Consider the following 25,968-nt stretch of genomic DNA (forward strand, 5'->3'; position numbering starts at 1 on the left):
ATTTAGCGCATTGAGAGATGTAAAAACTGGCCGTCTGCATCAAAAGAGCAGACAAAGCCCTCTTTACGCGCCGTATAGCCTTTCAGTTCATAGCTGCCCTGAAAGCGCTCGAAGCCGTTAATATGAATTTTCTGTGCTTCGGAATTATAACGGTGAGCCGCCTGATCCCTGCACAGCTGTTCCATATTCAGGGAACGCTCCGGGCTCATTTTCCCCTGCTGCGCTTTTTGGACTGGAGCCTCCTGAGAAGCACTGCACCCAGCTAATAAAAGCAGCAGAAAGAGTGACGCCCCACGCTTCATCATCATTTTTATTACCGCCCTGGTCAGTGGCTGTTATTTTTAGTAGCAACACGTTTATAGATTAATGTTCAACATTCTGCGAATCTCGCCAGCTCCCGACAAGACAGCCTGGCTAAACTCAGAATTTTCCAAGGGAAAAGTTTTACGCAATCGCAGTCACACTTTCTTTATCAGGAATACAGAGGAACTGATGCAGTCAAAAATTAACTGGATTGATAACCTGCGGGGAATAGCCTGTCTGATGGTGGTGATGATCCACACTACGACCTGGCATGTCACGAACGCGCACAGTATCAGCCCTGTTAACTGGGATGTCGCCAATATTCTGAACTCAGCCTCACGCGTGAGCGTCCCGCTGTTCTTTATGATTTCCGGTTTTCTCTTTTTTGGCGAGCGTAGCGCGCAGCCGAGACATTTCATCCGTATTGTCTCCTGTTTGCTGTTTTACAGCGCCATTTCGCTGCTCTATATCATCCTGTTCACTTCAATTAATGCTGAACGTTCCCTGCTCAATTTGTTGCAAAAACCGGTGTTCTATCATCTGTGGTTTTTCTTCGCGATAATGGTTATCTATCTGGTTTCGCCGTTAATTCAGGTAAAAAACGTTAGCGGTAAAATGCTGCTGGCCTTGATGGTAATAATCGGGATCGTGGCAAACCCGAATACCGTCTCTCAGAAAATTGATGGCTTTGAATGGCTGCCCGTTAACCTCTATATCAACGGTGATACGTTTTATTACGTGCTGTACGGCATGCTGGGGCGCGCCATCGGCATGATGGAGACGCAAAAGAGAGGAATAAACTGGCTTTGCGCGGCAGCATTTATCGCCGGTGTGTTTATTATCTCTCGAGGGACGCTGCACGAGCTGCAATGGCGCGGAAACTTTGCCGATACCTGGTATCTCTACTGCGGGCCGATGGTCTTTATCTGCGCGGTTTCGCTGCTGACCCTGTTTAAAAACACCCTGAATGCCCGCCCGCTTCCGGTGCTGGGGTTTATCTCTCGCCACTCGCTGGGCATTTACGGTTTTCACGCGCTGGTGATCCACGCCCTGCGCACCCGCGGCGTTGAGCTTAAAAGCTGGCCGGTGCTGGATATTGTCTGGATATTTACCGTTACGCTGGTTGTCAGCCTGCTGCTCTCAATGCTGCTGCAACGCATCGATACACGCAGGTTTGTGAGCTAACCCGGTTGAAGGCTGGCAGGCCGGGTAAGCGTTAGCGCCACCCGGCTCCTGTTTATGACATTAGCGGTAAAAGCTGCTGATAGATTTTGCGGAAAACGTCTCGTCTTTCAGCGTAGCGAGCATGATTTTTCGCATCAGGACGATGCTGCTGTTCAAGCGGCAGCTGGGGCAAAAGCTGGGGCAGTGGTTTATCCCGGTTCAGCGCAATTTGCGCAAGCCGTGCCGCACCGAGCGCCGGACCAACATCTCCCCCAGTACGATAGTCCAACTGCAACCCGCTGATATCGGAAAGCATTTGCCGCCAGTAGCTGCTTCGTGCCCCGCCGCCAATTAACGTAATGCTGGATGGCGTCAGGCCACAGTCATGCACGACATCCATGCCGTCCGCCAGCGCATAACCGACCCCTTCAAGCACCGCGCGCGCCAGCTCTGCCGGGCCGTGCTGATGGGTAAGGCCGAAGAAGACCCCTTTCGCTTCCGGGTTGTTATGCGGCGTCCGCTCGCCTGAAAGGTACGGTAAAAACCAGACCGCACCGGCAGTATCATCCGCCTGCTGTGCCGCTGCGATAAGCGCCGGGACGTCCGCCATTCCGGTCAGCTTTGCCGCCCAGTCGAGGCAGGAAGCCGCGCTCAGCATCACCGACATCAAATGCCATTTACCCGGCAACGCGTGGCAGAAGCTGTGTACGGCGCTTTCAGGGTTACTACGATAGCCGTCACTGACGGCAAAATAGACGCCGGAAGTGCCGAGCGAGAGCATGGCCTGTCCTGTCTCCACCATCCCCACGCCGACCGCACCCGCCGCATTATCGCCACCGCCGGCAACGACAGGTACGGCTGGCATATTCCAGCGTTCAGCAACAGAAGGCTGCAAAGCGCCCGTGATATCACTGCCTTCAAACAGCGCAGGCATATGATCGCGCGTCAGCTGGCAGGCATCCAGCATCGCTTCGCTCCAGTCCCGTTTCGCCACGTCGAGCCACATCGTGCCCGCGGCGTCAGACATGTCGCTGGCAAAATCCCCCGTCATGCGAAAACGAAGGTAGTCTTTCGGCAACAGAACTTTCGCCACCTGGCGAAAAATCTCAGGCTCATGGCGCTGCACCCACAGGAGTTTTGGCGCGGTAAAACCGGGCATCATCAGATTGCCCGTAATCTCGCGGGACGCAGGCACACGCTCCTCAAGGATCGCGCACTCTTCCGCACAGCGGCCATCGTTCCAGAGAATAGCCGGGCGCAGAACGCGATGCTGGCTATCCAGCAGCGTGGCGCCATGCATTTGCCCGGCAATGCCCAGCGCTTTCACGTCGCGCAGGCTGTGCTGCTCACCTAAGGCTTTCATCGCGCGGTCCGTCGCCTGCCACCACTGCTCCGGATCTTGTTCCGACCAAAGTGGCTGCGGGCGTGAAACCTGCAACTTTTCAGTCTGCGTGGCTAACACATCGCCCTGCTCGCTTAACAGGATGGCTTTCACCCCCGACGTGCCAAGATCGATCCCGATATACATGTGGTGACTCCTTTGACAGAAATGCCCGGTGGCGCTGCGCTTACCGGGCCTGGATGCTGTTATTTATCGAACAGGTAGTGATTGACCAGGTTTTCCAGCAGTTCCTGATGGCCGCTTTGATGCTGCGGTGCCAACTGATGCTGTTCAGCGTACTTCGCGATCTCCGCAAGCGATAACTGACCTTTCAAAATTTGCTGGCCCAGCTCACTGTTCCAGCCGCTGTAGCGCTTCGCCACGCGCTTATCCAGCTCACCGTCTTCAATCATACGGGCCGCCACCTTCAGCGCCAGCGCCATGGTGTCCATCGCGCCAATATGCCCGTAGAACAGATCGTATTTGTCGGTGCTCTGGCGACGCACTTTGGCGTCGAAGTTCAGGCCGCCGGTGGTGAAACCGCCCGCTTTGATGATTTCGTACATCACCAGCGCATTCTCTTCGACGCTGTTCGGGAACTGGTCGGTATCCCAGCCCAGCTGCGGATCGCCGCGGTTCGCATCCACCGATCCGAAGATGCCCAGCGCAATCGCAGAGGCGATTTCGTGATGGAACGAGTGGCCCGCCAGCGTGGCGTGGTTAGCCTCAATATTCACTTTGATCTCTTTTTCCAGACCAAACTGCTTCAGGAAGCCATACACGGTGGCGACATCGTAGTCGTACTGATGCTTGGTTGGCTCCTGTGGTTTTGGCTCAATCAGCAGCGTACCGCGGAAGCCGATTTTGTGCTTGTGGTCCACCACCATCTGCATAAAGCGGCCAATCTGCTCGCGCTCTTGGCGCAGGTCAGTATTCAGCAGCGTTTCATAGCCTTCACGACCGCCCCAGAGAACGTAGTTCTCGCCACCCAGCTGATGCGTGGCGTTCATCGCAGTCACCACCTGGGTTGCCGCCCAGCTGAAGACTTCCGGGTCCGGGTTGGTTGCCGCGCCCGCGCCATAGCGAGGGTTGGTAAAGCAGTTAGCCGTACCCCAGAGCAGCTTCACGCCGCTTTGCTGCTGCTTTTCAGCCAGCACGTCGACCATCTGCGCAAAATTGTTCAGATACTCTTTCAACGACGCCCCTTCCGGCGACACGTCAACATCGTGGAAACAGTAGTACGGTACGTTCAGCTTATGGAAGAACTCGAACGCGACGTCGGCTTTACGCTTCGCCAGCTCAATGGCCTCGCCCGGCTGTTGCCATGGACGGTCAAAAGAGCCCACGCCGAACATATCGGCACCGTTCCAGCAGAAGGTGTGCCAGTAGCAGGCGGCAAAGCGCAAGTGATCTTCCATGCGCTTACCCAGCACCAGCTCATCCGGGTTGTAGTGACGAAATGCTAAAGGATTGGTCGTTTTCGTGCCTTCGAAACGAACGCGATCGAGTTGGTCGAAATAAGCTTGCATATTGAGCTCCATAATGAGGGTATGCGGCGTGGTCTTGCTTCTGGAGTAATAGTGAATAGACATTGGAGGTTGCTCAATTACGTTATTTCACACTGCTATTGAGAGAATGCGCAATTGTGCGCTGGCTCGCAAAATAATGTGCAGACAAACTATTTTTCGGCACGCATTCCAGAATCAAATGTAATTAATAGGTTACGCTTTTTAAAATCCGATCGCGGTCATAAATTCAGAAATAAACCAAATATCGTAATGAGAAGATAAAAATCTGTAATTGCCAGCAGGCCTTTCCACGTTAAAAATTTGCTGCGTCTCAGCAGTGAATGTTTCTTTTATCTCAGCTACACATACCCCTACAAAAAGGCCTAATAATTATGAAGATAAAGAACCTGACCCTAACGCTCTGCACTACTCTCCTGCTTGCAAGCTTTGCCGGCCACGCCAAAGAGGTCAAAATCGGCATGGCGATTGATGACTTACGCCTGGAGCGCTGGCAAAAAGATCGCGATATCTTTGTTAAAAAAGCGGAATCTCTCGGCGCGGAGGTGTTCGTTCAGTCCGCTAACGGCAACGAAGAGACGCAAATGTCGCAAATTGAGAATATGATCAACCGTGGCGTCGATGTGCTGGTCATTATCCCGTATAACGGCCAGGTATTAAGCAACGTGGTGAAAGAAGCAAAACAGGAAGGCATAAAAGTCCTGGCTTATGACCGCATGATTAATAATGCGGATATTGATTATTATATTTCGTTCGACAATGAAAAGGTGGGTGAATTACAGGCTAAAAGCTTGATCGCAAAAGTGCCTCAAGGGAATTATTTCCTGATGGGCGGCTCGCCTGTGGATAACAACGCCAAACTGTTCCGTCAGGGACAAATGAAAGTGCTGAAGCCGTATATCGACGAGGGCAAAATTAAAGTCGTCGGCGATCAGTGGGCTGACGGCTGGTTACCGGAAAACGCGCTGAAAATTATGGAAAACGCGTTGACCGCAAATAACAACAAAATCGATGCAGTGGTGGCCTCTAACGATGCTACTGCGGGTGGTGCCATTCAGGCGCTGAGCGCGCAGGGTCTGGCCGGGAAAGTCGCTATTTCCGGACAGGACGCCGACCTTGCGGGTGTAAAACGCATTATCGCGGGTACCCAGACTATGACGGTCTATAAGCCCATTACCGAGCTTGCCAATACCGCCGCCGAAATTGCCGTTGAGCTGGGCAATGGCCAGCAACCTAAAGCAGACGCGACGTTAAATAACGGCCTGAAAGACGTGCCAGCTCGCCTGCTTACCCCTATCGAAGTCAACAAAGAGAATATTGACGCCACGGTGGTGAAAGACGGTTTCCATAAGAAGAGTGAACTGTAATCCAGCGCAGCCCCTGCCCGGCGGGGGCGCATCGACCTGCCCTGTTCATCTGTCGGGCTATGCGGAGCAGTTATGTCTTATTTACTTGAAATGAAAAGCATCACCAAAGCCTTCGGGGCGGTGAAAGCGGTCGACAACGTAAGCCTGCGGCTGAACCCCGGCGAAGTGATGTCGCTGTGCGGCGAAAACGGCTCGGGGAAATCCACGCTGATGAAGGTGCTGTGCGGGATCTATCCGCACGGCAGCTACGAGGGCGAAATCGTCTTTGCCGGTGAGGTGCTTCAGGCCACGCACATTCGTGATACCGAACGTAAAGGCATCGCTATCATTCACCAGGAGCTGGCGCTGGTGAAGCACCTTACCGTGCTGGAAAATATCTTTCTTGGGGCCGAACTCTCGCGCCACGGCGTACTGGATTACGACACCATGACGCTGCGCTGCGAAAAACTGCTGGCCCAGGTGAGTCTCGCTATCTCACCGGATACGCGCGTGGGCGACTTAGGTTTGGGCCAGCAGCAGCTGGTGGAGATCGCCAAGGCGCTAAATAAACAGGTACGCCTGCTGATCCTCGACGAGCCAACCGCCTCGCTCACCGAACAGGAAACCGCCGTTCTGCTCAATATCATCCGCGATCTGCAAAACCACGGTATCGCCTGCATCTATATTTCGCACAAGCTCAATGAGGTGAAAGCTATTTCCGACACCATCTGCGTCATCCGCGACGGGCAGCACATTGGCACGCGTGAAGCAGAAGGCATGAGCGAAGATGACATCATCACCATGATGGTGGGTCGCGAGCTCACCGCACTGTATCCCAACGAACCACACACCATAGGCGAAGAACTCCTGCGCGTGGAAAACCTGACGGCGTGGCATCCCGTTAACCGCCACATCAAGCGCGTGGATAACCTCTCCTTCTCGCTGCACCGCGGCGAAATTCTCGGTATTGCGGGTTTAGTGGGTGCCGGAAGAACCGAGGCCGTGCAGTGTCTGTTTGGCGTCTGGCCGGGGCGCTGGGAAGGCAAAATTTATATCGACGGTCAGCCGGTAAAAATCGACAACTGCCAGCAGGCCATTGCCAAAGGCATTGCCATGGTGCCCGAAGACCGCAAAAAAGACGGCATCGTGCCGGTCATGGCGGTGGGAAAAAATATCACGCTGGCGGCGCTCAGCCAGTTTTCCGGCGCGCTGAGCAGCCTGGATGATGCCGCAGAACAGCAGTGTATTCTTCAGTCACTTGCCAGGCTCAAGGTGAAAACCTCCTCGCCGGAACTGGCGATAGGTCGCCTGAGCGGCGGCAACCAGCAGAAAGCGATTCTGGCGCGCTGCCTGTTGCTTAATCCGCGCATTTTAATTCTGGACGAACCCACGCGCGGGATCGATATCGGCGCGAAGTATGAAATCTACAAGCTGATCAACCAGCTTGTGCAGCAAGGGATTGCCGTCATTGTTATCTCGTCCGAATTGCCTGAAGTGCTGGGGCTGAGCGACCGCGTGCTGGTCATGCATGAAGGGAAACTCAAAGCCAACCTGAACAACCAGAACCTGACGCAAGAGCAGGTGATGGAAGCTGCCTTAAGGAGCGAACGCCATGTCGAAAAGCAACCCGTCTGATATCAAAGTCGCTGTTCCGACGCCCGGTGCGTTCGCAGGACTTAAATCGCTGAATCTGCAAGTTTTTGTAATGATTGCCGCCATTATCGTCATCATGTTGTTCTTTACCTGGATGACCGATGGCTCCTATTTGAGCGCACGTAACGTCTCTAACCTGCTGCGTCAGACCGCCATCACCGGGATCCTGGCGGTGGGGATGGTCTTTGTGATTATCTCAGCGGAAATTGACCTGTCGGTAGGGTCGATGATGGGTCTGCTCGGCGGCGTGGCGGCAATTTTTGACGTCTGGCTCGGCTGGCCGTTGCCGCTGACGATTGTGGTCACGCTGGTACTGGGTCTGCTGCTGGGTGCGTGGAACGGCTGGTGGGTGGCCTACCGTAAAGTCCCGTCGTTTATTGTCACCTTAGCAGGGATGCTGGCCTTCCGCGGTATTCTGATTGGGATCACCAACGGCACTACCGTCTCCCCGACCAGCGCCTCGATGTCCCAGATTGGCCAAAGCTACCTCTCTGATGGCGTCGGTTTTACGATCGGTGTGGTTGGGCTGATGGCGTTTGTCGCGTGGCAATGGCGAGGACGCATGCGTCGCCAGGCGCTGGGGCTGGCCTCGCCTGCCTCAACCTCGGTTGTCGGCCGTCAGGCGCTTACAGCGGTGATTGTGCTGGGGGCCATCTGGCTGCTAAACGATTATCGCGGTGTCCCAACGCCCGTTCTGCTGCTGGCGCTGTTGCTGTTAGGTGGGATGTTTATGGCCACACGTACCGCATTCGGTCGCCGTATTTATGCTATCGGCGGCAATCTTGAAGCCGCGCGTTTATCTGGTATCAACGTCGAGCGCACCAAACTCGCCGTCTTTGCCATCAACGGCCTGATGGTAGCCATCGCGGGGCTGATCCTCAGCTCACGTCTGGGTGCGGGTTCCCCGTCTGCCGGTAATATTGCCGAGCTGGACGCCATCGCCGCCTGCGTGATTGGCGGGACCAGCCTCGCCGGAGGCATTGGCAGCGTGGCGGGGGCGGTGATGGGCGCATTTATTATGGCTTCGCTGGATAACGGGATGAGTATGATGGACGTGCCGACGTTTTGGCAGTATATCGTCAAAGGGGCCATTCTTTTGCTGGCAGTCTGGATGGACTCTGCCACCAAGCGGCGCGCCTGAGAACCGTATCGTGACTAATTTGGGAAAGTGAGCCATGTTTGAAAAGCGTCACCGCATTACGTTGTTATTCAATGCCAACAAAGCCTATGACCGTCAGGTGGTTGAGGGGGTTGGTGAATATTTGCAGGCGTCGCAATCCGAATGGGATATTTTCATCGAAGAAGATTTCCGTACCCGTCTGGAGAACATCAAAGACTGGCTGGGAGACGGGGTTATCGCTGACTTTGACGACCCCGTGATTGAACAGTTGCTGAGTGGTGTCGACGTACCTATCGTGGGCGTTGGCGGCTCTTACCATTCAGCGGAACATTACCCCCCCGTTCACTACATCGCCACGGATAACCATGCCCTGGTTGAGACCGCCTTCCTCCATTTAAAGGAGAAAGGCGTCCATCGTTTTGCGTTTTACGGATTGCCCGCCACCAGCGGAAAGCGCTGGGCGATGGAGCGTGAGTATGCCTTCTGCCAGCTGGTTGCCCAGGAGAAGTATCGCGGCGTCGTTTATCAGGGGCTGGAAACCGCGCCAGAAAACTGGCAGCACGCACAGAATCGCCTGGCTGACTGGCTGCAAACGCTGCCGCCCCAGACAGGGATTATCGCCGTGACGGACGCCCGCGCCCGCCACGTATTACAGGTGTGCGAACATTTGCATATTCCTGTGCCTGAAAAGCTGTGCGTGATTGGTATTGATAACGAAGAGCTTACGCGCTATCTGTCGCGCGTGGCGCTCTCATCCGTGGCGCAGGGTACCCGTCAGATGGGCTATCAGGCCGCGAAGCTGCTGCACCGACTGTTAGACAACGAATCCCTGCCGCTCCAGCGTCTGCTGGTTCCGCCCGTTCGCGTGGTCGAGCGTCGCTCAACTGACTACCGTTCCTTAAACGATCCGGCCGTGATTCAGGCGATGCACTACATTCGCAATCATGCCTGCAAAGGGATTAAGGTCGATCAGGTGCTGGATTCGGTCGGCATTTCACGTTCGAATCTGGAGAAGCGGTTTAAAGAGGAAGTTGGTGAGACGATCCACGCCGTGATCCATGCGGAAAAGCTGGAGAAAGCGCGCAGTCTGCTGATCTCCACCTCGCTGTCGATCAACGAGATTTCACAGATGTGCGGCTATCCGTCGCTTCAGTATTTCTATTCGGTGTTCAGGAAAGAGTATGACACCACGCCGAAGGAGTACCGGGAACGGTACAGTGAAGTCCTGCTCTAGAAAAAAGAACGCCTTCCAGTGGAAGGCGTTTTTTATTACATATGTGCGGCAATCAGACGCTGGTTATCCTGGTACATTGAGAACAGGTAGTTGTTGTAGCGCTGTCCCTGGGTGGAATAACCTTTCAGCTTGTGGATCATCGCCGTGGCCGTCACTTCCTGATCCGCCTTACGCAGCTGCGCGCGTGACTTACGGAACGAAGAGTAGGCCGGGTGGGTGTTCAGATTCACCACATAGGCATTCACGGAATCTTTCACCGATTCAAACTGTGAATAGCCCTTCACCTTGCCGGGTGCATTAGTACAACGACCTTTTGCGCATTTCATGCCAAACAGATTGTTGTTGTTGCGCGCCAGCTTCGAGGTGCCCCAACCGCTTTCGGCGGCGGCCATTGTCGCGACCATACTGCCTGGAATAATGTCCACACGCTCTAACAGAGTGTTCCACGGCACACGACGCGTGTTCCCGCTCCACTTCACTTTATAGCGTTTGGCGATGTCTTTCAGGCGAGTGCGCTCAGACGGCGAGCAGCGGCTATCGTACTGTTTGGCGATCAGCCAGTTACGATCCGCAGTAATCGCGGCATTTTGACTTTTAATGTAAGGCATTACCGTCCGGAGAAACGCTTTTTTCCTTGGTGTCCCGGAAGGGTATTTTCGCAAATCAGGAAGTGAACTACTCTTTGCACTATTGCGAGAATACTCTTGTTTACTGCTAACCTTACTGCTTGTCGTCTTTATTACGTGGGCTTTCTTACTCGTTGTATCCGTGTGCGTCTTTGCAAGCACCTCACCTGAAAATGCCATGGTGAGTAACATGAGTATCGCGGCCCCATATCGTCGAATGGGAGTCGATATCATTAGGTCTCCTGGTCGGATATAAGCATTCCAACACCTTATTTTCTTCAAAATTTGAGAGCGGAATCTCAAATCGTACCAAAAATAGTCTTCAAGAGCACGTCTATAAATAGTCCAATTCCGAAACTATGTCATCCGGAACATGCTCATTAAAGCACCAATACTGGAAAAATGTGCGCGATATCGCAGATAACTGCCTAATTTTGCGCGGGATCACTCATCCCTTCGCGTCCTCCTGACAGAAAGCCTCAGAGGAGGAGTTTTTCCCCTGAGCCGAATGGCACACTGGTCAAAAATGCCGCGACAGGAAAATGGAATGAAACGCACTGCATTAGTTGTTCTGATGTTACCCGCATTCGCGCATGCCGACTGGTCATCGCCGGGTTTTGACGCATTCAACGCTGAAGGTACCGGCGTCTTTACCAGCCAGGCAACGCTTGCGAAGGGTACCCGTCCACTGACGTTGAGTCTTGACAACGCGTGCTGGCAGCCGACAAAGGCCATTAAGCTCAACGAGATGCTGTCGCTCAAACCGTGCGAAGGCACGCCACCGCAGTGGCGATTATTCCGTGACGGCGTTTATCAGATGCGTATTGATACGCGCTCTGGAACGCCGACGCTGATGCTGACGGTACAAAGTGCGGCACCACAGCCTGTCGCAAACGTTACCCGCCAGTGCCCGAAGTGGGACGGCAAACCGCTCACGATCGACGTCGTTAACACGTTCCCGGAAGGCACGGTGGTGCGTGATTTTTACAGCAAACAGACCGCGACCGTTCAAAATGGCAAAGTGACTCTTCAGCCAGCCGCCAACAGCAATGGCCTGCTGCTGCTTGAGCGCGCCGAAACGGACAAACCCGCGCCGTTCAGCTGGCAAAACGCCACCGTCTATTTCGTGCTGACCGATCGCTTCGTGAATGGCGACCCCACCAACGACAACAGCTATGGCCGCCATAAAGATGGTATGCAGGAGATAGGTACTTTCCACGGCGGCGATCTGAAAGGGCTTACCAGCAAACTGGATTACCTTCAGCAACTGGGCGTGAATGCGCTCTGGATAAGCTCCCCGCTGGAGCAGATCCACGGCTGGGTTGGCGGCGGCACCAAAGGGGATTTCCCCCACTACGCGTATCACGGTTATTACACCCAGGACTGGACGAAACTCGACGCCAACATGGGCAACGAAGATGATTTACGCCAGCTTGTCGACGACGCGCACAGGCGCGGTATCCGCGTCCTGTTTGACGTTGTCATGAACCACGCGGGCTATGCGACGCTTGCAGATATGCAGCAATATCAGTTTGGCGCACTCTATTTACAGGGAGATGAGCTGAAAAAAACGCTCGGCGAACGCTGGACTGACTGGAAGCCAGGCGCGGGTCAAAGCTGGCACAGCTTCAACGATTACATCAACTTCAGTGACAAAGCCGCATGGGAAAAATGGTGGGGTAAAAAATGGATCCGTACCGATATCGGTGATTACGACAACCCGGGCTTTGACGACTTGACCATGTCCCTGGCCTTCCTGCCGGATCTGAAAACGGAATCAAAAACCCCGTCAGGTTTGCCGAACTTTTATCAACACAAGCCCGACACCAACGCGAAAGTGATGACGAATTTCACGCCGCGAGATTACCTGACCCACTGGCTTAGCCAGTGGGTACGTGACTACGGCATCGACGGTTTCCGGGTCGATACCGCCAAACACGTTGAGCATGAAGCCTGGCAGCAACTGAAAGACCAGGCCAGCCAGGCGCTGGCCGCGTGGAAGGCAGCCAACCCGGACAAAAAACTCGACGATGCGCCGTTCTGGATGACCGGTGAATCCTGGGGCCACGGCGTGATGCACAGCGATTATTACCGCCACGGCTTCGATGCGATGATCAACTTTGACTATCAGGAGCAGGCGGCGAAAGCAGTGGACTGTCTGGCAGATATGGATTTGACCTGGCAGCAAATGGCAGAAAAGCTGCAAAGTTTTAACGTGCTGAGCTATCTCTCCTCCCACGATACGCGTCTGTTCCGTGAAGGGGGTCAGCGCGCCGCTGAGTTACTGCTGCTGGCGCCGGGAAGCGTGCAGATCTATTACGGCGATGAATCAGAGCGTCCATTTGGTCCGACGGGCTCCGATCCGCTACAGGGAACCCGTTCGGATATGAACTGGCAGGACGTCACGGGTAAACAGGCGTTAACTGTCGCCCACTGGCAGCTTCTGGGGCAGTTCCGCGCCCGTCATCCGGCTGTGGGTGAAGGCAAGCAAACAACGCTGTCAATGAAAGAAGGCTACGGCTTTGTGCGCGAGCACAAGGGCGATAAGGTGATGGTGGTGTGGGCGGGTAATCAGTAGAACAGCCCCCTCACCCTAATCCTCTCCCCTAAGGGGCAAGGGGATTGCACGGTGCGGTCTTTCACCCTCGCCCCTTAGGGGAGAGGGTCGGGGTGAGGGGGACATTCATCAGAACGATTCACTGCAATAATCCCTCTCCACCATACAAAACAACAAATCCGACCACATCCGCCGATTTGCACCAACACGGTGCTGGCGTTATGGTTACTGCCTTTCATATTAAGCCCGACAGATCACCTGCTATGACGTTTTCACAATTCGGCGACAAATTTACCCGCCATTCAGGCATTACCCGCCTGATGGAGGACCTCAACGACGGGCTGCGCACCCCAGGCGCTATCATGCTTGGCGGCGGAAACCCGGCTCAAATTCCGGAGATGAACACCTACTTCCAGACGCTGCTGGCAGACATGCTGGAAAACGGTAAAGCAACCGATGCGCTATGTAATTACGACGGCCCTCAGGGTAAAACAGAACTACTGACGCTTCTGGCGACAATGCTGCGGGAAGCGCTGGGTTGGGATATCGAACCACAGAACATTGCACTGACAAACGGCAGTCAGAGCGCGTTTTTCTACTTATTCAATCTGTTCGCCGGACGCCGCGCCGACGGCACCACGAAAAAAGTGCTGTTCCCGCTGGCACCGGAGTATATCGGCTATGCCGATGCCGGCCTCGAAGAAGACCTGTTTGTTTCCGCACGTCCGAATATCGAGTTGTTGCCAGAGGGCCAGTTCAAATATCACGTCGATTTTGAACATCTGCATATCGGTGAAGAGACGGGCATGATCTGCGTATCTCGTCCCACCAACCCGACGGGGAACGTGATCACCGACGACGAGCTGATGAAGCTGGATGCGCTGGCGAATCAGCACGGCATCCCGCTGGTGATCGATAACGCCTATGGCGTACCGTTCCCGGGGATCATCTTCAGCGAAGCGCGTCCGCTGTGGAACCCGAACATCATCCTCTGCATGAGCCTCTCCAAGCTGGGCCTGCCGGGCAGCCGCTGCGGCATTATCATTGCTAACGAGAAAATCATCACCGCCATTACCAACATGAACGGCATTATCAGCCTTTCCCCTGGCGGCATCGGCCCGGCGATGATGTGCGAGATGATCAGGCGTAACGACCTGCTGCGCCTGTCAAATGAGGTGATCAAGCCGTTTTACTCTCAGCGCGTTCAGGAAACTATCGCCATCCTTCGCCGCTACTTACCGGAGGAACGCTGCCTGATCCATAAACCGGAAGGGGCAATTTTCCTGTGGCTGTGGTTTAAGGATCTGCCCATTACGACAGAGCTGCTTTATCAGCGTCTGAAAAAGCGTGGCGTGCTGATGGTCCCGGGGGATTACTTCTTCCCGGGTCTGGATAAGCCGTGGCCGCATACGCACCAGTGCATGCGCATGAACTACGTCCCGGACCCGGAAAAAATCGAAGCGGGTGTGAAAATTCTCGCCGAAGAGATTGAGAACGCCTGGCGCGAGGCCGGTTAATAAAACCTCAGGCCAGATTACGCAGCCGTTCCGCGCGTAGTCTGGCGGGGTCTATGCAGCGCAGCGCGTGGGTGGGACAGGCTTCGACGCAGGCGGGACCGCCCTCGCGATGCATGCACAAATCACATTTCAGCGCCTGAACGCGATCTCCCACAACCCGAACCTGCATTGCCCCGAACGGGCACGCCACCATACAGCTTTTGCAGCCGATACAGCGAGCCTGCTCAACGAGCCAGGCTCCCGCAGCACGGTGAATGGCCCCCGTCGGGCAGACATTCGCGCAGGGCGCATCTTCACACTGGTGGCAGCCCACGGCTGTGGTGAAGGTTCCCCCCTTAACCACGCGGATACGTGACGTAATCGCTTCTGGCGTGGCGCTGCTTTGATGCGACATCATGCACGCCGCCTCACAGGTGCGGCACCCGATACATTTTTCAGGATCCGTCAGAATAAATCGGTTCATCAGTTACGCCTCGCGCACGTTAAACCCCAGTTCTTTCGAGATAGCTTCCGCCGTGTCACGCAGCGGTTTTAACAAGTTTTTCTCGCCCACCTGCTTCATGCGCGACGTCGACAGCGAAATGGAGATGGCATAGGGCACGCGCCCGTGAATATCAAAGACCGGCACGGCGATACATGACACACCCAGCTCGTTCTCTTCTTTATCCATCGCCATACTGTGATCGCGAATTTCCGCCAGCTCATCATACATCGCGCTCAGTTCGGTGATGGTGTTGCGAGTCAAAGGTTGGATCTGTTCCTGGTGGCTTTCCCAGTAGCTCGCCACGTAATCCTGATGACCAAACGCCATATAGATTTTGCCCATCGCAGAACAATAGAGCGGCATATGCTGGCCGATATATGCGCGCGTGCGCAGCATACCGGTTGTCGGCTCAAGCTTATAAATCAGGATCGCGTGATCATCTTCACGGCTGGAGAAGTTGACCGTTTCGCCGGTGGCAATGTTCAGCGCCTCGAGGTGCGGCGCCGCCACGTGAATAATATTGAGCGATGAAAGCGCCTTTTGCCCGACGGCGATAAATTTGGTGGTCAGACGATAGCTCCCTGCCGCCGGCGCCGGCGTCACGTACCCGCACGACTGCAACCCCTGCAATAACCGGTGCACGGTGCTTTTATTCAGCCCCGCCAGTTCTGATAAATGCGCAAGCGGACACCCGTTCGGATAGTTACTGAGGATTTCAATCAGCATTAGGCCGCGAAACAAGCTCTGGCTACCTGCTGGCCTCTCTTTTTCTTGCGTCATTTCGCTCTCTTTTATGCTCATCAAATGGCTCCTGTTTATCGCGCCCTGATGGTAGCGCAAAGTGTGGTTTAGTTCACGATCTCAACAGAAAAAACACAACCATTTGATTTTAATCGATTTTGAAAAGCGTGAATGTCGTTGATCTGACAAAATTTGATCGTTATATTTGAAATCAGATTTCGCATAGTGAAATTTAGCGATAAAAAAGCACTCGCACTTGCCCCTAAAAAAACAGGAGAACAGGGATGAAAGTGACCTTCGAAGAGTTGAAAGCGGCGTTCAATCGGGTTCTGCTCGATCGCGGTGTAAAAGCGGATACCGCAGACGCCTGCGCCGAGATGTTCGCCCGCACCACGGAGTCCGGCGTTTATTCACACGGCGTCAACCGCTTCCCGCGATTTATTCAGCAGCTTGACGCAGGCGACATCATCCCTGACGCCCAGCCGAAACGCGTAACGACATTAGGCGCCATCGAACAGTGGGATGCCCAGCGTTCCATCGGCAACCTGACGGCGAAGAAGATGATGGACCGTGCTACCGAGCTGGCGTCCGATCACGGGATCGGCCTGGTGGCGCTGCGTAACGCTAACCACTGGATGCGCGGCGGCAGCTACGGCTGGCAGGCGGCGGAGAAAGGCTATATCGGCATCTGCTGGACCAACTCTATTGCCGTGATGCCCGCGTGGGGATCAAAAGAATGCTGCATCGGCACAAACCCGCTGATCGTCGCTATCCCGTCGAATCCAATCACCATGGTCGATATGTCGATGTCGATGTTCTCCTACGGCATGCTGGAGGTGAATCGCCTGGCCGGACGCGAATTACCGGTCGACGGCGGCTTTGACGATGAAGGCAATCTGACCAGAGAGCCGGGCGTGATTGAGAAAAACCGTCGCATTCTGCCCATGGGCTACTGGAAAGGTTCCGGCTTGTCGATTGTGCTCGACATGATCGCCACCCTGCTCTCTGACGGCGCGTCCGTCGCGGAAGTGACCCAGGACAACAGCGATGAATACGGCGTATCGCAGATCTTTATCGCCATCGAAGTGGATCGCCTGATCGACGGTCCAACCCGCGATGCCAAACTACAGCGCATCATGGACTTCATCACCACCGCAGAACGCGCTGATGAAAATGTCGCCGTCCGTCTGCCAGGCCATGAGTTCACACGCCTGCTGGAGGAGAATCGCCGCCACGGCATCACGGTTGACGACAGCGTGTGGGCGAAAATCCAGTCTCTGTAAGGAGTGGGTCATGATATTCGGACATATTACACAGCCAAATCCATGTCGCCTGCCGCTGGCGATTGAAAAGGCGCTTAATTTTCTGCGTACCACGGATTTCACCACCCTGGCGCCGGGCGTGATCGAAATTGAAGGCCGCAACATTTTTGCCCAGGTTCTCGACCTCACCACAAAGGAACAGCACGAGAACCGCCCTGAAGTCCATCGCCGCTATCTGGATATCCAGTTTTTGGCCTGGGGCGAAGAAAAAATCGGTATTGCTATTGATACCGGAAATAACAAAATCAGCGAATCATTGCTGGAGCAACGGGATATTATTTTTTATCACGACAGCGAACACGAGTCGCTTATCGAAATGATACCTGGCAGTTACGCCATATTTTTCCCGCAGGATGTTCACCGTCCTGCCTGTATTAAAAACAAGGGATCCGCAATTCGTAAAATTGTGGTGAAAGTGGCCATCAGCGAATTAGATTAATTTTCTGATAAATACAGGAATGCGAAATGACCAACACCGGTTTTATTATTGGTGCGTACCCCTGCGCACCCTCGTTTCGCCAGAAAGGGGAGCAGGAAGAACACGCCTTCTGGCGGGAACTTTCCGACACGCCAAATATTCGCGGGCTGGAACAACCTTGCCTTGAAAATCTCCATCCGTTTGGTGATGAATGGCTGTTTCGTCATACGCCGGGCAACTGGCAGATCGTTGTTACAGCCGTTATGGAAACCATGCGCCGCCGCGGCAGTAACGGCGCGTTTGGCCTGGCGTCCGCGGACGAAGAACAACGTAAAGCGTGCATTGAATATTACCGCCATCTGCATCAAAAGATTGATGCCGTTAACACCCGCTTTCCCGGGAAAGTGGTCGCTCTGGAAATGCAGGCCGCACCACAGGCGGGTAATGATTCTGTCGAGCAAGCGACAGAAGCATTCTCCCGCTCGGTAAGGGAAATCGCGAGCTGGGACTGGGGCTGCGATCTGGTGCTGGAACACTGTGATGCGATGAATAGCCCGGCGCCGCGTAAAGGGTTCTTGCCCTTAGAGCAGGTGCTGGAGGTAGTGAGAGAGACCGATATCAGCGTCTGTATCAACTGGGCACGTTCGGCCATCGAAGGTCGCAACACCGCCCTTCCGCTGGAACATGTTCAGGCGGCACTCGCTGCCGGGAAACTGGGGGCGCTGATGTTTTCGGGCACGACCCCTCGCGGTGTGTACGGAGAATGGCAGGATCTGCACGCGCCGTTTTCTTCGTTCTGCGCCGACAGTCTCATGTCCACTGAACATGTAAAAACGCTGTTTACTGCGGCGAGCGCCGCAACATTGAAATTCTCCGGTATTAAATTACTGGAAATAAATGCTAATGCTGACGTCAGCCATCGCATCGCTATTTTGCGCGACGGCATTAGCGCTATGAATAAAGCATCACAATAAAAATAAAGAATACATTTTCCGGTTACCTTCACTGAGATATTAACTATGAATATTTCTTCTAATGCTCTACACGCGGACATTCCGCGCCAGCGCTGGCTAAGGATCATTCCCCCTATTCTTATCGCCTGCATTATTTCCTATATGGACCGCGTAAATATAGCTTTTGCGATGCCCGGCGGTATGGACGAAGAGCTGGGCATTTCCGCCACGATGGCGGGCCTGGCGGGGGGGATCTTTTTTATTGGCTATTTGTTCCTGCAAGTTCCCGGCGGCAAAATTGCCGTGCACGGCAGCGGTAAGAAGTTTATCGGCTGGTCGCTGGTTGCCTGGGCGGTGATCTCGGTTCTGACCGGGCTTGTAACCAACCAGTATCAGCTGCTGGTGCTGCGCTTCTTACTCGGCGTGGCGGAAGGCGGGATGCTGCCCGTTGTGCTCACGATGATCAGTAACTGGTTCCCGGATGCCGAGCGCGGCCGCGCCAACGCGATTGTGATCATGTTCGTGCCCATCGCCGGGATCATCACCGCCCCACTATCGGGCTGGATTATCACCGCTCTCGACTGGCGCTGGCTGTTCATTATTGAAGGTCTGATGTCCGTTGTTGTGCTGGTGCTGTGGGCGTTCACCGTCTACGACCGGCCGCAGGAAGCGCGCTGGATCTCTGAGGCCGAGAAAAACTACCTGGTACAAACACTGGCGGCAGAGCAGCAGGCCATTGCGGGTAAAGAGGTGAAAAACGCCTCGCTCAGCGCAGTGCTGTCTGACAAAACTATGTGGCAGCTGATCGCCCTCAACTTCTTCTACCAGACCGGCATTTACGGTTACACCCTCTGGCTGCCCACCATTCTGAAAGAACTGACGCACACCAGCATCGGCCAGGTGGGAATGCTCGCCATTCTGCCTTACATCGGCGCCATTGCCGGCATGTTCCTGTTCTCTACGCTCTCTGACCGCACCGGCAAGCGCAAGCTGTTTGTTTCCCTGCCATTGATTGGCTTTGCGCTCTGCATGTTCCTCTCCGTGGCGCTGAAAGAGCACACCTGGCTGGCCTATGCCGCGCTGGTGGGCTGTGGCTTCTTCCTGCAATCCGCAGCGGGCGTGTTCTGGACCATCCCGGCGCGTCTGTTCAGCGCTGAGATGGCGGGTGGCGCACGCGGCGTGATTAATGCCCTGGGCAACCTCGGCGGGTTCTGCGGTCCTTATGCGGTAGGCGTACTGATCACCCTGTACAGCAAAGACGCAGGCGTTTACTGCCTGGCGGTTTCGCTGGCGCTGGCATCGCTGCTGGCCCTGATGTTACCGGCGAAATGCGATGCCGGAGCAGAGCCCAACCCCACGGTGAACTCGCATAAGCGTGCGGCCTGAGGCCCTCACCTGATTCACTAAACCAAACCGTAGGCCGGGTAAGCGAAGCGCCACCCGGCAATTAAGCGAGAAGAAGATGAGTGAAAAAGAGCCCTTCTGGCTGGGTATCGATTGTGGCGGTACTTATCTGAAAGCCGGTTTATACAACAGCCAGGGCAAAGAAGTCTGTATTGAACGCCGCTCAGTGGCCACGCTCAGCCCACGCGCTGGCTACGCCGAGCGGGATATGCACCAGCTCTGGCAGCACTGCCACAAAACCGTCGCCCTGCTGCTTAAAAATTCAGGCGCTGACGGCGGTCAGATTAAAGGTGTTGGCATTTCAGCCCAGGGCAAGGGGCTATTTTTGCTCGATAAACAGGATCGCCCCCTGGGTAACGCCATACTCTCCTCCGATCGCCGTGCGCTGGAGATCGTGCAACGCTGGCAGCAGGACGGTATACCCGAAAAGCTCTATCCGCATACTCGCCAGACGCTGTGGACGGGGCATCCGGCCTCACTCCTGCGCTGGGTTAAAGAGAACGAGCCGCAGCGGTATCAGCAAATCGGCAGCGTGATGATGGCGCACGATTACCTGCGCTGGTGTCTGACCGGAGTCAAAGGCTGCGAAGAGAGCAACATCTCGGAATCCAATCTCTACAACATGAATACCGGGCAGTACGATCCGCAGCTCACGCGCTGGCTCGGCATCAGCGACATTGACGGTGCCCTGCCGCCTATTATCGGTTCAGCAGAAATTTGCGGGGAAATCACCGCTCAGGCAGCCGCACTGACCGGTCTCACGGCGGGTACTCCCGTCGTTGGTGGACTGTTTGATGTGGTTTCCACCGCGATCTGCGCCGGGCTGCATGACGAAAATACGCTGAATGCCGTAATGGGGACCTGGGCCGTGACCAGTGGGATTGCCCACGGCATCCGCGACAACGAGCCGTTCCCCTACGTCTATGGCCGCTATGTCCATCCGCAGCAGTTCATCGTTCACGAAGCCAGCCCCACCTCGTCCGGCAACCTGGAATGGCTGACGGCCCAATGGGGCGAAATGTCATTCGATGAGATTAACCACGCCGTGGCCAGCCTGCCAAAAGCTGAAAGCGATGTGTTCTTCCTGCCTTTCATCTACGGCAGCAACGCCGGACTGGAGATGACCAGCGGCTTCTATGGTTTGCAGGCGCTGCATACCCGCGCGCACCTTCTCCAGGCGGTTTATGAAGGGGTGGTATTCAGCCACATGACCCACCTCAACCGTATGCTCGAACGCTTTCCCCACGTGCAGACCCTGCGCGTGACGGGCGGCCCCACCCATTCGGACGTGTGGATGCAGATGCTCGCGGACGTCAGCGGCCTGGCGATTGAACTCCCGCAGGTGGAAGAGACCGGCTGTTCCGGTGCGGCGCTGGCCGCGCTCGTCGGTACAGGTCTCTATCCCGATTTTTACGCCGCTCAGCGCGCCCTCAGGCATGACATCCGGATGATTGAACCTGACATGCGTGCCCATGCCGCCTACCAGCGCAAATATCACCGTTACCAGCTACTGATTTCAGCATTACAGGGCTATCACGCCCGTGTTAAGGAGTACGACCTATGAGCCGACCATTATTGCAGCTGGCGCTCGACCACACCTCACTTCAGGCCGCGCAGCGGGATGTCGCGACGCTTTCCGATCACGTCGACATCGTCGAAGCCGGCACCATCCTGTGTCTGACCGAAGGGCTAAACGCCGTTCGCGCCCTGCGCGCGCAGTGTCCGGATAAAATTATCGTGGCGGACTGGAAAGTCGCCGATGCCGGAGAAACGCTGGCTGAGCAGGCGTTTGGCGCAGGCGCAAACTGGATGACCATCATCTGTGCCGCCCCGCTGGCCACCGTTGAACGTGGCCACGAGGTCGCACTGCGCGGCGGCGGCGAGATCCAGATGGAGCTGTTTGGCAACTGGACGCTGGACGACGCGCGCGCGTGGCACCGCATCGGGGTGAAGCAGGCGATATACCACCGCGGGCGCGACGCACAGGCCAGCGGCCAGCAGTGGGGCGAGGCGGATCTCAGCAAAATGAAGGCGTTGTCCGATATCGGGCTACAGCTTTCCATCACTGGCGGTATCACCCCCGCTGACCTGCCGCTGTTTAAGCAGATCAACGTCAAAGCCTTCATTGCCGGGCGCGCGCTGGCAGGCGCCGCCAATCCGCCGCAGGTGGCACAAGCATTCCATTCGCAAATTCGCGACATCTGGGGAGAGTAACCATGCGTCAGCATCCGTTAGGCATTTACGAAAAAGCGCTGCCAAAAGATCTCTCCTGGCCGGAGCGCCTGGTTCTGGCAAAAAGCTGCGGCTTCGATTTTGTGGAGATGTCGGTGGATGAGACCGACGAGCGTTTATCGCGCCTTGAATGGAGTACCACGCAGCGCGCCTCTCTGGTGGAAGCGATGCTGGAGACCGGCGTGGCCATCCCGTCGATGTGCTTGTCTGCCCATCGTCGCTTCCCGTTTGGCAGCCGCGATGACACCGTGCGCGAACGCGCCCGCGAGATCATGACCAAAGCCATCCGGCTGGCCCGTGATTTGGGTATTCGCACCATCCAGCTTGCGGGTTATGACGTGTACTACGAGGAGCATGACGAGGGCACGCAACAGCGCTTTGCCGAAGGGCTGGCGTGGGCCGTAGAGCAGGCCGCTTCCGCGCAGGTAATGCTGGCGGTAGAGATCATGGACACCGCGTTTATGAACTCCATCAGCAAGTGGAAAAAGTGGGACGACATGCTCGCCTCGCCGTGGTTCAGCGTTTACCCGGACGTCGGCAACCTGAGCGCGTGGGGCAACGACGTCACCGCCGAGCTGACGTTGGGCATTGACCGCATCGCCGCTATCCATCTGAAAGACACCCGGCCCGTAACCGAAAAAAGCCCCGGCCAGTTCCGTGATGTGCCGTTTGGCGAGGGCTGCGTCGATTTCGTTGGCGTGTTTAACACGCTAAATCAACTTAACTATCGCGGCGCATTTCTGATTGAAATGTGGACCGAAAAAGCCAAAGAGCCGGTACTGGAGATCATCCAGGCGCGCCGCTGGATTGAAGCACGAATGCAGGAAGGAGGCATGACATGTTAGAACAACTCAAAGCCGAGGTGCTGGCGGCAAATCTCGCCCTGCCCGCCCACCAGCTGGTGACGTTCACCTGGGGCAACGTCAGCGCGGTTGACCGTGACAGCGGCATGATGGTGATCAAACCATCCGGCGTGGAGTACGACGTGATGACCGCAGAAGATATGGTGGTGGTAAATATCGCCACGGGTAAAGTGGTCGAGGGGAGTAAAAAACCCTCCTCCGACACCCCGACCCATCTCGCGCTGTATCGTCGTTACCCGGAAATTGGTGGCATCGTGCATACCCATTCCCGCCACGCCACCATCTGGTCGCAGGCGGGGCAGGATTTACCCGCATGGGGCACGACGCACGCGGACTATTTCTACGGTGCGATCCCCTGCACGCGGCTGATGACCACGGCTGAAATCGCGGGTGAATATGAATACCAGACGGGGGAAGTCATTATCAAAACCTTCGAGGAGCGCGACATAAGCCCGATGCAGGTCCCGGCGGTGCTGGTACACTCTCACGGCCCGTTTGCCTGGGGCAAAGACGCTGCCGATGCGGTACACAATGCCGTGGTGCTGGAAGAGTGCGCCTATATGGGGCTTTTCTCGCGCCAGCTTGCACCACAGCTTCCGGTTATGCAGCAGGAATTGCTGGATAAGCATTACCTGCGCAAGCATGGCGCAAATGCCTATTACGGCCAGTAATCATCCGGAATTAATATGCTCTTTACAGTACCGCCGTTTCCAGACGGCGGGCGTTAACCCGGTATGTTTCGAGAATATCTGCCGGAAATAACCCACGTCATTAAAACCGCACCGGGTGGCCACTTCAGTTAATGAGGCCGCATCGTTCAGCAACAATTTTTCAGCGGCCCTGACGCGCTGGCGGTGTATTGCCTCCGTCAGGGTTAAATGAAACGTCCGGCGAAATACTCGCCCCAGGTAATCTGCGTTGCAGTGCAGCTCTTTCGCCAGCTGTGAAGTGGATATGGGCAAATGAAAGTGAGTGCGGATAAGCTGTTTGGCCTTCCACGCCATTGCTGCGCCCGCATCATCCGCTTTATCTTCATATCCCGGCGAGAGCGATATCTGCTGCAAAATTAACAGCAAAATTATCTCCAGCGCCTGGCTACGCTGTAATTTTTCCTGCTCGCTTAAAAACTGACGGAATAACGCAATAACATATTGCGGATCCCGCACGCTACAGTGTTGCTCAATCGACAGTGGCGTCGCACCTGGCAACACAGGCAAGCCTTCATCCACCTCAAAATGCAGCCAGTAAAATTTGAGATCGCCCGGAAAATCTTCCACGCCGACATGCCGCCGCTTCGGCCAAAGTAATAAACTCTCGCCGGCGTTTACCTCAAACAGCGTATTTTCCTCCTGGATCGTTAATGTCCCTTTTTCGACAAAGATTATCTCCCACGAAGATAATTTTCGTGCGGGATGACGACCCACGCCCCGGGAGATAAATAACCCGCCATTTTGAACCTTAATCGGAAGTGCTATGGATAATTCAAGCATGGATATTCAATTTCCCGCTTTTATGGTGGCTAATATTGCGTTTATTGTTTGATTATTAATAAATATCAGCAGAACAGCTCGATCAAACTCACAGTTTTACCATCAGGTCGGAATCGTCACCTTTTTATACTTTTCCCTTCCCTTGTTGGTATGCCCGTTGAATGCAGAATAAATGGGGTACCTTGCACAAATACGATAATAAATCGTTTATCGAGGAGTTACCCCATGACTTCCACACCGATTACAGACGCAGAAGTTGCAAAACAGGCAGCCGATGACCGGCTGTCAGTCCGCGAGAAAATTGGCTACGGCCTGGGCGACGCGGGCGGCACGGTAATTACCTGCCTGATCATGAACTTCCTGACCTTTTTCTATACCGATGTATTTGGCCTGACGCCCGCGCTGGTGGGCACGCTGTTTATTGCCCTTCGGGTATTTGACGCGATTTCCGATCCAGTGATGGGCGTGATTGCCGACCGCACGCAGAGCCGCTGGGGGCGTTTTCGTCCGTGGCAGCTGTGGGTCGCGCTTCCCATCGGGATCGTCGGCGTGCTGACCTTCACCGTCCCGGACGCCAGCATGGGCGTGAAAATCGCCTGGGCGTTCGGCACCTATCTGTTGCTTTCAGTGGGCTATACCGCCATCAACGTGCCATATTGCGCGCTGATCAACACCATGACCACCCGCCACAACGAGGTAATATCCTGCCAGTCCTGGCGCTTCGTACTGTGCGGCGTGGCGGGCTTTCTGGTCTCCGTTGGCCTGCCGTGGCTGGTGTCAGAGCTGGGACAGGGCAATACCGCCCGGGGTTATCAGCTGGGCGTCGGCGTACTGTGCGCCATCGCTGTGGTGATGTTCTTGTGCTGCTTCTTCTGGGTGCGCGAGCGCGTCCCGCTTGCGTTGATGGGGAAATTCACCCTGCGCGAGCACCTGGCGGGCCTGCGTAAAAACGATCAGCTGCTGCTGATGCTGGTGATGTCGTTTCTGCTGATCAACGTCTTCAACATTCGCGGCGGCGGGTACATGTACTTCATCACCTACGTGCTTCAGGGCAGCACGGCGTACACCTCGCTGTTTTTCACCATGGTGACCTTTGCCGCCATTCTGGGCGCGGTGATCGTCAACCCGCTGTCGCGGCGGATTGATACCGTCAAACTCTACTACTACACCAACCTGGTACTCGCTGCGCTTGCTATGGGAATGTGGTTCCTGCCAGGTGGCCCGGCGCACCAGACGCTCTGGCTTATCGTGATTTTAAGTAACGGCGTGATCCTGGGCTTCACCCTGCCGCTTCACTTCTCGCTAATGGCCTTTGCCGATGACTACGGCGAATGGAAAACCGGCGTGCGCTCCTCGGGGATGAATTTCGCCTTCAATCTATTTTTCATCAAGCTCGCGTGGGCATCCAGCGCCGGGATCATCAGCCTGGTGTTTATTGCCGTGGCCTATCAGCCAGGCGCGGGCAACCAGACACCCGCCTCATTGCAGGGCATCACCGCCATGGAGACGCTGCTCCCTGCCCTTTTCCACCTGCTGCTGGCGGTCGCTATCCGCTGGTGCAGGCTTAACAATCCCGTGATGTCGCGCATTGCCACCGATTTGCGCCAGCGTCATGTACAGTCCTGAGGAGAACG

23 protein-coding genes are annotated in these 25,968 nt (G+C 55.4%); 16 read left to right on the forward strand and 7 right to left on the reverse strand.

The genetic code is table 11. The features are described 5' to 3' along the window. Window positions 1-2 precede the first annotated feature (2 nt). A complete protein-coding gene (locus L3069_RS21645; protein ID WP_022649742.1) occupies window positions 3-308 on the reverse strand; it encodes a YsaB family lipoprotein in 306 nt (101 codons plus the stop codon). A 184-nt stretch (window positions 309-492) separates the two neighbouring features. Between L3069_RS21645 and L3069_RS21650 the strand changes: the two genes are divergently transcribed. Further along, window positions 493-1,488, forward strand: coding sequence for an acyltransferase (locus L3069_RS21650; protein ID WP_038416898.1), 996 nt, complete (start codon window positions 493-495; stop codon window positions 1,486-1,488). Window positions 1,489-1,540: 52 nt separating this feature from the next. Here the strand turns inward: L3069_RS21650 and xylB are convergent, their stop codons facing one another. Both xylB and xylA read right to left on the reverse strand, forming a co-directional pair. After that, window positions 1,541-2,995, reverse strand: coding sequence for a xylulokinase (gene xylB, locus L3069_RS21655; RefSeq protein ID WP_022649744.1), 1,455 nt, complete (start codon window positions 2,993-2,995; stop codon window positions 1,541-1,543). Between the two features lie 59 nt (window positions 2,996-3,054). Further along, the gene (gene xylA, locus L3069_RS21660) at window positions 3,055-4,377 is read right to left on the reverse strand and encodes a xylose isomerase (RefSeq protein WP_026080557.1); all 1,323 of its coding nucleotides are present in this window, start codon (window positions 4,375-4,377) and stop codon (window positions 3,055-3,057) included. 371 nt (window positions 4,378-4,748) lie between these two features. On the opposite strand from xylA, the gene xylF reads away from it, so the two are divergent. The 4 genes from xylF (at window position 4,749) to xylR (ending at window position 9,727) form a co-directional block, all read left to right on the forward strand. After that, the gene (gene xylF / locus L3069_RS21665; RefSeq protein ID WP_022649746.1) at window positions 4,749-5,741 is read left to right on the forward strand and encodes a D-xylose ABC transporter substrate-binding protein; all 993 of its coding nucleotides are present in this window, start codon (window positions 4,749-4,751) and stop codon (window positions 5,739-5,741) included. A 72-nt stretch (window positions 5,742-5,813) separates the two neighbouring features. Beyond that, entirely contained in the window at window positions 5,814-7,355 is a 1,542-nt protein-coding gene (locus L3069_RS21670) for a xylose ABC transporter ATP-binding protein (protein WP_015572746.1), read from the forward strand. Further along, the gene (gene xylH / locus L3069_RS21675) at window positions 7,333-8,514 is read left to right on the forward strand and encodes a xylose ABC transporter permease XylH (RefSeq protein ID WP_023307163.1); all 1,182 of its coding nucleotides are present in this window, start codon (window positions 7,333-7,335) and stop codon (window positions 8,512-8,514) included. The genes L3069_RS21670 and xylH overlap by 23 nt, the downstream gene beginning before the upstream one ends. Before the next feature lie 34 nt (window positions 8,515-8,548). After that, window positions 8,549-9,727 (forward strand): D-xylose utilization transcriptional activator XylR, encoded by a 1,179-nt coding sequence (gene xylR, locus L3069_RS21680; protein ID WP_038416899.1) that lies wholly within the window; start codon window positions 8,549-8,551, stop codon window positions 9,725-9,727. Window positions 9,728-9,762: 35 nt separating this feature from the next. On the opposite strand, the gene L3069_RS21685 is transcribed toward xylR, so the two are convergent. After that, entirely contained in the window at window positions 9,763-10,587 is an 825-nt protein-coding gene (locus L3069_RS21685) for a protein bax (protein ID WP_071881507.1), read from the reverse strand. Between the two features lie 313 nt (window positions 10,588-10,900). Here L3069_RS21685 and L3069_RS21690 point away from each other — a divergent pair, with 313 nt between their 5' ends. Beyond that, a complete protein-coding gene (locus L3069_RS21690; protein ID WP_022649750.1) occupies window positions 10,901-12,931 on the forward strand; it encodes an alpha-amylase in 2,031 nt (676 codons plus the stop codon). A 242-nt stretch (window positions 12,932-13,173) separates the two neighbouring features. Continuing rightward, window positions 13,174-14,427 (forward strand): valine--pyruvate transaminase, encoded by a 1,254-nt coding sequence (gene avtA / locus L3069_RS21695; RefSeq protein ID WP_022649751.1) that lies wholly within the window; start codon window positions 13,174-13,176, stop codon window positions 14,425-14,427. A gap of 7 nt (window positions 14,428-14,434) precedes the next feature. On the opposite strand, the gene L3069_RS21700 is transcribed toward avtA, so the two are convergent. Together L3069_RS21700 and yiaJ are read right to left on the reverse strand one after the other, a co-directional pair. Further along, window positions 14,435-14,890 (reverse strand): 4Fe-4S dicluster domain-containing protein, encoded by a 456-nt coding sequence (locus tag L3069_RS21700; RefSeq protein ID WP_038416902.1) that lies wholly within the window; start codon window positions 14,888-14,890, stop codon window positions 14,435-14,437. 3 nt (window positions 14,891-14,893) lie between these two features. After that, window positions 14,894-15,712 (reverse strand): IclR family transcriptional regulator YiaJ, encoded by an 819-nt coding sequence (gene yiaJ / locus L3069_RS21705; protein WP_015572751.1) that lies wholly within the window; start codon window positions 15,710-15,712, stop codon window positions 14,894-14,896. Between the two features lie 224 nt (window positions 15,713-15,936). Here yiaJ and yiaK point away from each other — a divergent pair, with 224 nt between their 5' ends. The 8 genes from yiaK to araD all read left to right on the forward strand — a co-directional run bounded on the left by yiaK (window position 15,937) and on the right by araD (window position 23,515). Beyond that, window positions 15,937-16,935, forward strand: coding sequence for a 3-dehydro-L-gulonate 2-dehydrogenase (gene yiaK, locus L3069_RS21710; protein ID WP_038416903.1), 999 nt, complete (start codon window positions 15,937-15,939; stop codon window positions 16,933-16,935). Window positions 16,936-16,945: 10 nt separating this feature from the next. Beyond that, complete coding sequence (locus L3069_RS21715; protein ID WP_038416904.1) at window positions 16,946-17,413, forward strand: YhcH/YjgK/YiaL family protein; 468 nt, start codon at window positions 16,946-16,948, stop codon at window positions 17,411-17,413. Between the two features lie 26 nt (window positions 17,414-17,439). After that, window positions 17,440-18,366 carry a DUF4862 family protein gene (locus L3069_RS21720; protein WP_100167838.1) on the forward strand — a complete coding sequence of 309 codons (927 nt, stop codon included), beginning with the start codon at window positions 17,440-17,442 and terminating at the stop codon, window positions 18,364-18,366. Between the two features lie 45 nt (window positions 18,367-18,411). Continuing rightward, window positions 18,412-19,731 carry an MFS transporter gene (locus tag L3069_RS21725; protein WP_038416906.1) on the forward strand — a complete coding sequence of 440 codons (1,320 nt, stop codon included), beginning with the start codon at window positions 18,412-18,414 and terminating at the stop codon, window positions 19,729-19,731. Between the two features lie 76 nt (window positions 19,732-19,807). After that, window positions 19,808-21,313, forward strand: a complete 1,506-nt coding sequence (locus L3069_RS21730) for an FGGY-family carbohydrate kinase (RefSeq protein ID WP_038416907.1) — start codon at window positions 19,808-19,810, stop codon at window positions 21,311-21,313. Further along, window positions 21,310-21,963, forward strand: coding sequence for a 3-keto-L-gulonate-6-phosphate decarboxylase UlaD (gene ulaD / locus L3069_RS21735; protein ID WP_023298862.1), 654 nt, complete (start codon window positions 21,310-21,312; stop codon window positions 21,961-21,963). The genes L3069_RS21730 and ulaD overlap by 4 nt, the downstream gene beginning before the upstream one ends. A 2-nt stretch (window positions 21,964-21,965) precedes the next feature. After that, window positions 21,966-22,826: an L-ribulose-5-phosphate 3-epimerase gene (locus L3069_RS21740; protein ID WP_038416908.1), complete on the forward strand. Its 861-nt coding sequence runs from the start codon at window positions 21,966-21,968 to the stop codon at window positions 22,824-22,826. Beyond that, on the forward strand, window positions 22,820-23,515 hold the full coding sequence (araD, locus tag L3069_RS21745; protein WP_038416909.1) for an L-ribulose-5-phosphate 4-epimerase: 696 nt from the start codon (window positions 22,820-22,822) through the stop codon (window positions 23,513-23,515). Before L3069_RS21740 ends, araD begins: the two co-directional genes overlap by 7 nt. Here araD and L3069_RS21750 read toward each other — a convergent pair whose 3' ends face one another. Continuing rightward, window positions 23,516-24,334 carry a helix-turn-helix domain-containing protein gene (locus tag L3069_RS21750; protein WP_038416910.1) on the reverse strand — a complete coding sequence of 273 codons (819 nt, stop codon included), beginning with the start codon at window positions 24,332-24,334 and terminating at the stop codon, window positions 23,516-23,518. 225 nt (window positions 24,335-24,559) lie between these two features. On the opposite strand from L3069_RS21750, the gene L3069_RS21755 reads away from it, so the two are divergent. Next, window positions 24,560-25,960, forward strand: a complete 1,401-nt coding sequence (locus L3069_RS21755; protein WP_022649754.1) for an MFS transporter — start codon at window positions 24,560-24,562, stop codon at window positions 25,958-25,960. Window positions 25,961-25,968: the final 8 nt, after the last annotated feature.

This window comes from Enterobacter cloacae complex sp. ECL411, assembly GCF_021869665.1.
Classification (GTDB): Bacteria; Pseudomonadota; Gammaproteobacteria; order Enterobacterales; family Enterobacteriaceae; genus Enterobacter; species Enterobacter intestinihominis.

Coding starts and splice junctions, on each gene's coding strand:
- L3069_RS21725 (WP_038416906.1), top strand. CDS start 18,412: ATGAATATTTCTTCTAATGCTCTACACGCGGACATTCCGCGCCAGCGC.
- L3069_RS21700 (WP_038416902.1), bottom strand. CDS start 14,890: ATGAACCGATTTATTCTGACGGATCCTGAAAAATGTATCGGGTGCCGC.
- xylF (WP_022649746.1), top strand. CDS start 4,749: ATGAAGATAAAGAACCTGACCCTAACGCTCTGCACTACTCTCCTGCTT.
- yiaJ (WP_015572751.1), bottom strand. CDS start 15,712: ATGAGCATAAAAGAGAGCGAAATGACGCAAGAAAAAGAGAGGCCAGCA.
- L3069_RS21755 (WP_022649754.1), top strand. CDS start 24,560: ATGACTTCCACACCGATTACAGACGCAGAAGTTGCAAAACAGGCAGCC.
- yiaK (WP_038416903.1), top strand. CDS start 15,937: ATGAAAGTGACCTTCGAAGAGTTGAAAGCGGCGTTCAATCGGGTTCTG.
- xylA (WP_026080557.1), bottom strand. CDS start 4,377: ATGCAAGCTTATTTCGACCAACTCGATCGCGTTCGTTTCGAAGGCACG.
- avtA (WP_022649751.1), top strand. CDS start 13,174: ATGACGTTTTCACAATTCGGCGACAAATTTACCCGCCATTCAGGCATT.
- L3069_RS21650 (WP_038416898.1), top strand. CDS start 493: ATGCAGTCAAAAATTAACTGGATTGATAACCTGCGGGGAATAGCCTGT.
- L3069_RS21740 (WP_038416908.1), top strand. CDS start 21,966: ATGCGTCAGCATCCGTTAGGCATTTACGAAAAAGCGCTGCCAAAAGAT.
- xylR (WP_038416899.1), top strand. CDS start 8,549: ATGTTTGAAAAGCGTCACCGCATTACGTTGTTATTCAATGCCAACAAA.
- ulaD (WP_023298862.1), top strand. CDS start 21,310: ATGAGCCGACCATTATTGCAGCTGGCGCTCGACCACACCTCACTTCAG.
- L3069_RS21750 (WP_038416910.1), bottom strand. CDS start 24,334: ATGCTTGAATTATCCATAGCACTTCCGATTAAGGTTCAAAATGGCGGG.
- L3069_RS21715 (WP_038416904.1), top strand. CDS start 16,946: ATGATATTCGGACATATTACACAGCCAAATCCATGTCGCCTGCCGCTG.
- L3069_RS21730 (WP_038416907.1), top strand. CDS start 19,808: ATGAGTGAAAAAGAGCCCTTCTGGCTGGGTATCGATTGTGGCGGTACT.
- araD (WP_038416909.1), top strand. CDS start 22,820: ATGTTAGAACAACTCAAAGCCGAGGTGCTGGCGGCAAATCTCGCCCTG.
- L3069_RS21645 (WP_022649742.1), bottom strand. CDS start 308: ATGATGATGAAGCGTGGGGCGTCACTCTTTCTGCTGCTTTTATTAGCT.
- xylB (WP_022649744.1), bottom strand. CDS start 2,995: ATGTATATCGGGATCGATCTTGGCACGTCGGGGGTGAAAGCCATCCTG.
- L3069_RS21720 (WP_100167838.1), top strand. CDS start 17,440: ATGACCAACACCGGTTTTATTATTGGTGCGTACCCCTGCGCACCCTCG.
- xylH (WP_023307163.1), top strand. CDS start 7,333: ATGTCGAAAAGCAACCCGTCTGATATCAAAGTCGCTGTTCCGACGCCC.
- L3069_RS21670 (WP_015572746.1), top strand. CDS start 5,814: ATGTCTTATTTACTTGAAATGAAAAGCATCACCAAAGCCTTCGGGGCG.
- L3069_RS21690 (WP_022649750.1), top strand. CDS start 10,901: ATGAAACGCACTGCATTAGTTGTTCTGATGTTACCCGCATTCGCGCAT.
- L3069_RS21685 (WP_071881507.1), bottom strand. CDS start 10,587: ATGATATCGACTCCCATTCGACGATATGGGGCCGCGATACTCATGTTA.